The organism is Noviherbaspirillum denitrificans (genome assembly GCF_002211445.1).
Classification (GTDB): Bacteria; Pseudomonadota; Gammaproteobacteria; order Burkholderiales; family Burkholderiaceae_D; genus Noviherbaspirillum; species Noviherbaspirillum denitrificans.
The window spans coordinates 460,410-469,234 of record NZ_LSTO01000001.1; the positions used below are offsets into that span (position 1 = coordinate 460,410).

Annotated in this window: 9 protein-coding genes and 1 pseudogene; 2 read left to right on the forward strand and 8 right to left on the reverse strand. The window is 57.1% G+C overall.

Annotated features, from left to right (window positions below; genetic code table 11):
- Window positions 1–230: pseudogene (locus tag AYR66_RS29255) on the reverse strand (hypothetical protein); the annotation flags it as partial.
- A 559-nt stretch (window positions 231–789) separates the two neighbouring features.
- Between AYR66_RS29255 and AYR66_RS02320 the strand changes: the two are divergent.
- Window positions 790–2,166, forward strand: coding sequence for an ISNCY family transposase (locus AYR66_RS02320; protein ID WP_088706177.1), 1,377 nt, complete (start codon window positions 790–792; stop codon window positions 2,164–2,166).
- Window positions 2,167–2,605: 439 nt separating this feature from the next.
- Here AYR66_RS02320 and AYR66_RS02325 read toward each other — a convergent pair whose 3' ends face one another.
- Together AYR66_RS02325 and AYR66_RS02330 are read right to left on the reverse strand one after the other, a co-directional pair.
- Window positions 2,606–3,973, reverse strand: a complete 1,368-nt coding sequence (locus AYR66_RS02325; RefSeq protein WP_088706178.1) for an outer membrane beta-barrel protein — start codon at window positions 3,971–3,973, stop codon at window positions 2,606–2,608.
- Between the two features lie 182 nt (window positions 3,974–4,155).
- A complete protein-coding gene (locus tag AYR66_RS02330) occupies window positions 4,156–4,860 on the reverse strand; it encodes a DAPG hydrolase family protein (RefSeq protein ID WP_088709558.1) in 705 nt (234 codons plus the stop codon).
- Between the two features lie 110 nt (window positions 4,861–4,970).
- Between AYR66_RS02330 and AYR66_RS02335 the strand changes: the two genes are divergently transcribed.
- Window positions 4,971–5,621, forward strand: coding sequence for a TetR/AcrR family transcriptional regulator (locus AYR66_RS02335; protein WP_088709559.1), 651 nt, complete (start codon window positions 4,971–4,973; stop codon window positions 5,619–5,621).
- A gap of 22 nt (window positions 5,622–5,643) precedes the next feature.
- Here AYR66_RS02335 and AYR66_RS02340 read toward each other — a convergent pair whose 3' ends face one another.
- From AYR66_RS02340 to AYR66_RS28680, 5 genes are all read right to left on the reverse strand, one after another.
- Window positions 5,644–5,832 carry a hypothetical protein gene (locus tag AYR66_RS02340; RefSeq protein ID WP_088706179.1) on the reverse strand — a complete coding sequence of 63 codons (189 nt, stop codon included), beginning with the start codon at window positions 5,830–5,832 and terminating at the stop codon, window positions 5,644–5,646.
- 206 nt (window positions 5,833–6,038) lie between these two features.
- The gene (locus AYR66_RS02345) at window positions 6,039–7,223 is read right to left on the reverse strand and encodes an amino acid ABC transporter substrate-binding protein (RefSeq protein ID WP_088706180.1); all 1,185 of its coding nucleotides are present in this window, start codon (window positions 7,221–7,223) and stop codon (window positions 6,039–6,041) included.
- Window positions 7,224–7,286: 63 nt separating this feature from the next.
- Window positions 7,287–7,541, reverse strand: coding sequence for a hypothetical protein (locus AYR66_RS28140; protein ID WP_141104001.1), 255 nt, complete (start codon window positions 7,539–7,541; stop codon window positions 7,287–7,289).
- Between the two features lie 13 nt (window positions 7,542–7,554).
- Window positions 7,555–8,241, reverse strand: coding sequence for a DAPG hydrolase family protein (locus tag AYR66_RS02350; protein ID WP_088706181.1), 687 nt, complete (start codon window positions 8,239–8,241; stop codon window positions 7,555–7,557).
- 14 nt (window positions 8,242–8,255) lie between these two features.
- On the reverse strand, window positions 8,256–8,825 hold a 570-nt coding region (locus tag AYR66_RS28680; protein ID WP_170942260.1), incomplete at its 5' end, for an ABC transporter ATP-binding protein.

The window sequence follows — 8,825 nt, forward strand, 5'->3', positions numbered from 1 at the left end:
CTTGCGAGTGCCATATGCCTTATCGACTCGGACAGGCGATGACGCTTTTTCGAACATCCCGGCCGAGGACGTGGAACAGCAATTGCCTCGAGCACTGGAACCAGCTGACTGATATCGGCAAAATGACCAGCGGTAACGGTTATTGACAGATGGCAGGCATTTCCATCGACACCTAAATGCTTCTTGCTGGTCAATCTGCCCGGCGAATGCGTCAGCCATTCGCTTTTCACGTCCCCCTTTTTTCCGCTTTGGCAGCGATTTCACGGGGACAAGTGGCGCTACGGAGGGCTTTGATGTGCATGGAGACGGTGCTGCCCCGGCACAGTCGATACGACCGGCGGCATCGGCTTTCGCCAGCAGCAACGTCAGAATGCGTTGCCTAGGTCCCGTCACGGAACCACCGTACGAAACGGTCGTAGCAGGTTCGCCAAGGGTCATAGTGCGAAGGGACATCTCGCGTTCGGCTCATCGCCTGTTGACTCATCCGCTTCAGTTTTGTTACGTCAGACGCTAGCTCGACTACGATCAATTTCTGAATCTACTATTGCGTGGACATTTTTGCGATGCGTTATTGCGCATGCAATTAGTCGTAGCTCGAGAACTGAGTATATGTTTAGGTGGAGAGTATTCCTCGAGAAGATTCGATGCCAGTCACCGGTATGCTTTAAATATCAACTACTTAGCAAATGCATTTCCATTCACCATTCAGGTGGACGGACTCCAAGTTCAAATGTCCATGTTGCAGTTGGGTCATGCCGGAGTGTGTTTCCTTTTTCAAGGAGCTCCGCCATGGCTGGAACCGGGATGATTACGATGAGCATGCGCGAGGTTGACAGGTTAAAGACGATTGAGGCGGTCGTGACGGGCAATCTGCGTGCGGTGACAGCGGCGCGCCAATTAGGGTTGAGCCGGCGCCAGGTGGACCGTTTGGCGGATCGCTACCGCAAGGATGGTGCTTCAGGCCTGGTGTCGCGCAAGCGCGGCCAGGTGCATCACCGATTGTCGGCGGACCTCACCGGCATGGCACTGTCGATCATTCGCGATCGCTATGCGGATTTCGGGCCGACCTTGGCGTGCGAGAAGCTGCGTGAGGTGCACGGCCTGTTTCTTGGGCGCGAGACGGTGCGCAAGCTCATGACCGAAGCCGGCCTATGGATTCCGCGCCGGTTGCGGTCCCCGACGATTTACCAGCCCCGGAACCGGCGCCATTGCGTGGGCGAGCTGGTGCAGATCGATGGCAGCGACCACCGCTGGTTTGAGGAGCGCGGGCCGGCGTGTACGCTGCTGGTGTACATCGATGACGCGACCAGCCGGCTGATGCATCTGCATTTCACGCCGGCGGAATCGACATTCAGCTATTTCGAGGCGACGCGGCGGTATATCGAGCTGCATGGCAAGCCGCAGGCGTTTTACAGCGACCAGTACAGCGTGTTCCGTTGCAATAACAAACATGCAACGAGTGGCGATGGCTACACGCAGTTCGGCCGTGCGCTGTACGAGCTCAATATCGAGAGCATTTGCGCGAACAGCAGCCAGGCAAAAGGGCGTGTGGAGCGGGCCAACCTGACCTTGCAGGACCGGCTGGTGAAGGAATTGCGGCTGCAGGGCATTTCGACGATGGAGGCCGCCAATGCGTGGGCGCCCTCTTTCATTGCCGACTACAACCGGCGCTTTGCGAAGCCGCCGCGCAATGACTGGGATGCGCACCGGCCGCTACGCGACGGTGAGGATTTGGAGCGGATCTTCACCTGGCGCGAGCTGCGCAAGGTGTCGCATGTGCTGACGCTGCAGTATGACAAGGTGATTTATCTGCTGCAGGACAGCAAGGCGACCCGCAAGCTGATTGGCAAATACATCGAAGTTTACGAGTATCCCGATGGGCGAATTGAATTACGGGCGGATGACACTGCCCTGCCCTATGTCGCCTATGACCGCTTGCCGGAGGTGGACCAGGGGGCGGTTGTGGAGAACAAGCGGTTAGGGCACGTGCTGGAGGTGGCGCAGGTGATGCAGGCGCAGCGGGATAGCCGGCGCAGTGGATCGAGGCCGTCGCGTGCCAATAGCGGGCAAGGGCCGATTCGGTTGACGGCGGTTGAGGGCAAGAAGGCGCAGCGGCGGATCGATGAAGCGGATTTGGCGCAGGCGATCGGGAAGACAATTCACTGAAGAAACGCGGGGCCCGAATTCCGATCTTGCAGGCAACAGTACTTAATTAACAAGTCCCCTGCTCTTTTTGCTTATTCCGCGGCGCGGCTGCGTTAATGGAGAAACCTCGATAAACAAGCGGGACATTTGAAAATGGCCGTAGCCGGGACATCTGAATCTGGCTGAAACACAGATTGTAGTGGCTAAATTAGAATGTCTCGATCTGGCTAAATCAGAGTCCGCAGCGCTCCAAGGTAAATCTCATGGGAGAACGACGGTATTGGCTCCTGCGCAGGACCGCCCCTAGTTGCATTGGATCACTTACAAGTTCCGACAGTGCGGCGGCTTCACCCCACTGGTAACTGGCCCCGGCCACATTGATTTGTGGGCAGGGCCATGCAACATTAAGGGGACTTGAGCGAGGCCGGTCTATACGCCATCGAATACCAGACCAGTTCTATCAAAACCGGATGACGACATCTTCAGCTATCGTGGTCTGCTTTTCCGCGGTGCCTGCGCCAAACGCTTTAGCTCCGTTGTTATGGGATTGCCAGTCGTGCCTTACTTCTGGCCGAATGCTGACGTATTTATTTAATTGGTAATTCAAGCCAAACGTCATTGCGTTGAAGTCGCTTTTCACTGCGGTCAAAGGAAATAGTCCGAAGCCGTCGCGAGCCCTGAAATGTTCCAGACGCAGATTCGTTTTCACCCGGTCGGTGAGGCGATAGCTGAGAATCCCGTTTGCGCCCGCGTATTTTGCGCCGGAAAATCGGGGGCCCGACAGAAGATGTACAGTGTCGGGCCGACCATCTCCATCTTGTGACCCATACACCAATTCGCCCGCAGCACTCCAACCTTTACCGATCTCCAGATACCCATTGATGGAATGATGCTGGCGATTTTGGCCGCGTGGCGACGTTATCATCGACACTGGCGCCTGTGGCATCTCGCCTGGCTTGGTTTGTTCATTCCCAGTGATGAAGGCATAGTTCACCGCTTGCTTCATGTCTGCACTGCGCCACCTGATTGCCCCCATAAGGGACTTGGTGTCATTGTTGTCTTTCAGGTTTTGCCAACCATTGACTACGCCGACCTCGGCTGAGACAAGTGACGAGCGGCTTTGCACCAGATTCATCGAGCCCAGCAAGCCAAAGACTTGCTGTGGCTGTGAGACATAGGCATAGCTGCGCGTATAAAACACGTTTGGTGTCGGCCTGTGTTGCGGAGCTATTTCGTAACCAATGCCTGCTCCAAATCGCCCCGCCGTAACCGCAATACCGTTCCAGACAGGGAAAAAGGCCTGGACGAAAAACTGAGGGACGGCCAAAAAGTTTTGCCTGTTAAGCGCCGCCGTTTTCGGATCAGTATTGCCTGGCCTGTTGATTCCCCATTCTTTGTCAATGCCGAACATCGCTGCCGGTTGCCCGCTTCGGCCATACAGCAAATCAATCTCCATTCCGAAGGAAACGTCCTGCGGCATCGGCCCCGGTAGGGGCGAAATTCGCGGCAGGATGTTTGTTTTGAGGGGTTTCTTGAGATGGAGATGAAGATCTTCCAGCTTGAATCCCTCGTCACCTGGAGCCACTGGAAAGTTTGAGTTGCCAGCGGCGCGCATGGCTGCAGTAGATTTATCGTTGTATCCAATTCCAGCTTGCATGTACCCGTCGATTTTTATTCCGTAATCGCGCTCGAGCCCATCGCCGAACAGCTCGCGATACAGGTACCCTTCGGCCGTTGGTTCTGCCAGTGCTTGTGCCTGGACAGTCAATGCGGATGTCGCCAAACCGGTGGCAATGCACAGAACGGCCCCATGGAAAGTACGAAACATTTTGTCTTCCTCGCAACTTGATTGATGTCTTGCCGCTTTGGTAGCGGGCAGTGAAGTGAGGCCTGTCTGTCGGCCTCGCAGAGAATCGGAAATACGGCGTGGGCACGGCCGTACGAATTCCTGCCCAGGTTCGGAACCAGGGCATACGTGACGTCACTGGGCAGGGGAAAGGCGTCTGGTCGTTACCAGGGCAACGGTGCTTTTTCTCCGTTTGCGTGTTCGCCGTAGTACAACGATGGCAGGAAGCGGGACAAATACGTGAACTCCGTATAACAATGCAGGAGCAGATTCAATCCCAGCTGGTCGGGCACATCGATTTCAGGTTGTCGTGATGCAGCACCGAGATAGAAGCGGCTCCGGAGTACGCAGCCGTATGGCGTGTCCCGTGCCATCTGGACCATGTGCCCGTCGATCGGATCACCGTTATCGCTTAGTCTGACCTGGTCACCGAAGCCAAGCCTCGCGTAGACAAGTGCTGAAATATCGCCCTTCTCAAAAGCGTCGTCCACAAGTGCGGGCGTGAAAATTTCTTTCGGATCCCGGAATTTCAGGATCCCCATTACCGGCGGAATCTCAGCCAAGGCCTGGGTAATTCTTATCGTTGCGCCGAGATAGTTTTTGTCCCGTATCCAGTTGCTGTCCCATCCACCGTGCTCCACGTGATCGTGAGGATGCCACCAGCGGATATGCTGCGAGGTTTCGAAAAATTTGAACCACCACTCCAGCATGCGGCCCTTGCACCCGTGCAAATCCGTTCGGATCGATACCATGAGCACTCCCGACGCGAGTCGCGATATACCTGTTTCAATATGAAGCGGTTTGGGTGAGAGCATGCTGTCGATGTGTGAAAGCTCCCAGCGATCAGTGTCGTTCGTAGCGCTTGTCATTTCTATCTCCTCATTGTTATGGACACCTACCATGGATTTAGGAAACCGCTTGGTTTCCTAAATCCATGGTAGGATTAGGCGCATACCTTGTCAAGAAGATTCACGTCGCCATGCCCCAGGATCTGTCTGCTGCGTCGCCGCGTCCTCGAGGACGTCCCAAGCGCCCGGAAAATGAAGTACACGATAAGATTATTGAGGCCGCTACATGGGCCTTCCTCAACCTTGGCTATGCCGATGCAACTGTCGACACCATCGCGAAACGGGCAGGTCTGGCAAAGAAAACGATTTATCGTTTTGCCGAGGGCAAGGCAGATTTATTGGGGATCGTGATAAAAAGTTGGACCGACAGTTATTTGCCTGTCGTCGAGAAGGACCCTGCTTCTCCGGAAGAATTCCTGCAAGTCCTGCGTGAGATCCTGACTGTGATAGCAAACCGCGCCTTATCCAGGGAAGCCGTGGGAATCTTCCGGTTGCTTGTCGCAGATTCTGCCCGCTTTCCGGAATTACCAAAGGTCTATAACCAGAATGGTGTGGAACGCGCGATTACCATCCTTTCAGCCTGGATCAGACGCCAGCAGGTCCGAGGAATGGTGCCCGTGAAGGACGCAGAGCAGGCAAGCGGCCTGCTTCTGTCAATGCTGATTGCGGAGCCATTACGACAGGCGGCACTTGGCCTGGCCTGCCCTATGCCTGACTATGAAATCGAGCCGCGCATTGACGCTTGTCTCAGAGTTTTTCAGGCAGGATTTGGCGCGCTATAGTTGGGAGCAGAACCTTACCAGGCTACCCAGCCGCGGAGAACGTGACATGGCGTTGTTTCGGGTTGAGGGTTTCAAGAAGACGCTTTGCCATGCGCGCGTTTGTCATGTGCCAGGCCGCGTCCTCCTTGTGGATGGCAGCCAGCTCAAGCTCTCGGCGCATATCCCGCCGCAAGGCTTGGAGCATGGCGTCAAATTCATGGGGAAGCAGCATTGTCGAACCTCAACCTCGGAAACACTCCCGCTCGGGGCAGATTGAGAAAAATATCCCGAATGTGCAGGTTGCACATTCGGGAAAAAACTCAAGTACGTTGGCACGATTAACGACTTTACTTGAGAGAGACACGCCAAATCAATTCAATGCAACGACCAGTTTCTGGATGCCCTTCGAAGACCATCACATCACTGCTCGGCCGTCACCTACTTCGGCATCATGTAGGTGGCCGTTGCAAACCGTTTCGGCCAGACGATGACGGATTTACCGTTCTGCCACTGGGAGACCACTACCGGCAGTTTTGACGTATTGGTGTCGTCAAAGCGCACGTTACCGACAACGTAGGACTTTTCCGTTCTCCCGATCGCCTGGTTGATCTTCTCGCGGTTCAGCGATTGCGCAGCCGTAATCGCGTCGATCAAGACATTGGCCGCCGTGTTCGAGTCAGCGACATGCTGGCTGACCGGCTTGCCGGTTTCTCGCTCAAAGCGCATTGCAAGCTCTTCCGCACCGGCTGTCTTGAAGCTGGGATCCCAGTAGGCGCCGACCAGGACGCCATCCGCCAAGGGGCCGGTCTCATGCGCGAACTGCTCCGGTTCGGCCCCCTTCTCCATCACCAGGACTTTCGGCTTGTACCCGACCGCCGCCATTTGCTTCCTCAGGAAGACGGCTTGCGGCGTGCCTGCATCCACAAAAGTGATGTCGGGATTCCTGGCCTTGAGCTCGTTCACCACTGAGGCGAGCTGCATGTTCTCCGGTGCGAACTCCGCCTTCTGCTTGATCGTGTAGCTGCCTGACTCGGCATGCCTCGGCCATAGCGTGCCGCCGACCACCTTTCCATCCGGCCCGTTATCGTGGATCAGCGCGATCGTCTTGTCGACCGCGATCTTCAAGTCACGCATCATCCGGAACGGTGCCTCGGCGAGATCGGCTTCGTCAAAGAAAATGTCCCACACATAAGTCCACTTCTGTGCCGAGCGGAATGCGCCGAGCGGATTGCAGCCGGTCACCATGGGCACCTTGCTGCGCTCAGCTACCATGCCGCCGGAATTGACTAGCGCAGGCGTACAAGATCCGAGCAGCACCAGTGCATTGTCCTTGCTGATCAAGGCTTCGGCATTGCTGGCGGCAAGTTTCGGATCGCTCTTGTCATCGCGGATGACGAGGCGGTAGGTATATTTCCGGCCGTCGATCGTCACGCCGCCGCGCTTGTTGGCATCGGTCACGGCGGTCTGGTATCCCCACTGCTGGTACTTGCCGAAACCGGCAATCGGACCGCTCAAGGGTAATGACGCACCGATCACGATTTCATCGGCTGCCTGTGCAAACAGGGGCACTGCACAGGCAAGCGCGACGACGGCGTAAGCGGCGTTATGCCGGGTTCGTTTCATGACAGTCTCCTGGATTTCTTATTGGTTCACATCAGATTGGCAAACAGCGTCCGCGCCGCGGCCTTACCCTGGCGGCGTCCTGACGGTGGCACGAACACTGTTCGCATACCACCGGCCGCCATACGGGCCGCGCGCGCCAAGCCGGTTGAGCGCCACGGCTATTTCGTGGAAGCTTTCCCCTTTGCCGCGCCGCGTCCGGATTTCATGCTGGACGTCGACTGGAGCATCGCTACCCGTAGGCAGCGGTTGGGGATAGTGTCGTGTCGTGCCCGGCGACAGCCGCAGCAGCTGCTCAAGCAAAAACTGGCCACGTTTCATCTGCACTCCCGGATCACCACGGAAGCGAAACGGGATGGGACGTCCGGTTTTCCGCGATAAACAAGGACGGCAGGAAGCGCGACAGGAACGTGAACTCGTTGTAGCAATGCGTCAGCAGCGCGCCACCGAACGCGTCGGGAACCATTTCCGCAACTTCCTCCGGGCTTTTTCCCAGTCCGGGAAGGTCCTGGCCGATGAAGAAGTGGCTGCGGAGCACGCATCCCCACGCGGTATCCCTGCCAATATGTAACAGCCGGCCTCCAAGGATGCGTCCGTCCGGAAGGCGCGGCGCATCCCATCCGAATCCCACCCTTCCACACACCGCCGCACTGATATGGCCGTGCTCGCGTGCCGTGCGATAAGCGCCGGCATCGAAGAATTCGCCTGCATCCCGAAACTGGATGAGGAGCTTTTCCGCGGGTTGCCCGGTAAAAAATTCCTCCACCCGATGAATCGATCCGACATGCGTTCCGTCGCGGCACTCTAGCCAGTCACTGAAGACATGATCGACCGGATGCCACCAGACGTATTTCTGCGTATCCGGCCGGAACCGGAACCACCACTCGAACATCTCGCCAGTACAGCCATGAAGATCGGTGCGACAGGCCACGTGCAGCACGCCGTCCGGCAGGCGTTCATAGCCGGTTTCCAGAGACATGGCCGAGGGATCGAGCAGCCGGTTTGCTTCATGTAGTTGCATAGTATTCTCCTTGATCAGGTGCCAGTACCGATATACAGATGCCGCAGCATGGGATCGTCGCGAATTGTTTTCGCCGTTCCGGAAAGTGCAAACCGGCCATGCTCCATCACGTGGACTTCGTCCGCGAGGTCGAGCGCGCGCTCGACATCCTGTTCCACAATCACCATCGTCAGTCCCGCCGCCCGCAACTCGGCGAGTGCTTCATACAGGCGGTCCATCATGATCGGCGCGAGGCCGAGGCTGATCTCGTCAAACAGCACAAGGCGCGGCCTGGACATGAGGGCGCGGCCGATCGCCAGCATCTGCTGCTGGCCGCCGGACATCGAGGTGCCACTGTTGGCATGGCGCTCCTTGAGGTCGGGGAAAAGCGCGTACACCCGCTCGAGCCGTTCCGCACGCTGGTCCGCCGGCACGTCGCGCGCAGGCAGCAGCAGGTTCTCTTCTACCGTCAGCGAAGGGAAAATCCGGCGCCCCTCCATGCATTGCGCCAACCCCAGCCGGGAAAGATGATGCGCCGGCAGGCCGGTGACGTCGACCTGGTCGACAAGAATGCTGCCGGCGGTCGGCCGTATGGCGCCGCTGAT

Bases quoted from the DNA above. Each gene is read 5' to 3' on its own strand.
- AYR66_RS02320 (WP_088706177.1), top strand. From the start codon at position 790: ATGGCTGGAACCGGGATGATTACGATGAGCATGCGCGAGGTTGACAGG.
- AYR66_RS02325 (WP_088706178.1), bottom strand. From the start codon at position 3,973: ATGTTTCGTACTTTCCATGGGGCCGTTCTGTGCATTGCCACCGGTTTG.
- AYR66_RS02330 (WP_088709558.1), bottom strand. From the start codon at position 4,860: ATGACAAGCGCTACGAACGACACTGATCGCTGGGAGCTTTCACACATC.
- AYR66_RS02335 (WP_088709559.1), top strand. From the start codon at position 4,971: ATGCCCCAGGATCTGTCTGCTGCGTCGCCGCGTCCTCGAGGACGTCCC.
- AYR66_RS02340 (WP_088706179.1), bottom strand. From the start codon at position 5,832: ATGCTGCTTCCCCATGAATTTGACGCCATGCTCCAAGCCTTGCGGCGG.
- AYR66_RS02345 (WP_088706180.1), bottom strand. From the start codon at position 7,223: ATGAAACGAACCCGGCATAACGCCGCTTACGCCGTCGTCGCGCTTGCC.
- AYR66_RS28140 (WP_141104001.1), bottom strand. From the start codon at position 7,541: ATGAAACGTGGCCAGTTTTTGCTTGAGCAGCTGCTGCGGCTGTCGCCG.
- AYR66_RS02350 (WP_088706181.1), bottom strand. From the start codon at position 8,241: ATGCAACTACATGAAGCAAACCGGCTGCTCGATCCCTCGGCCATGTCT.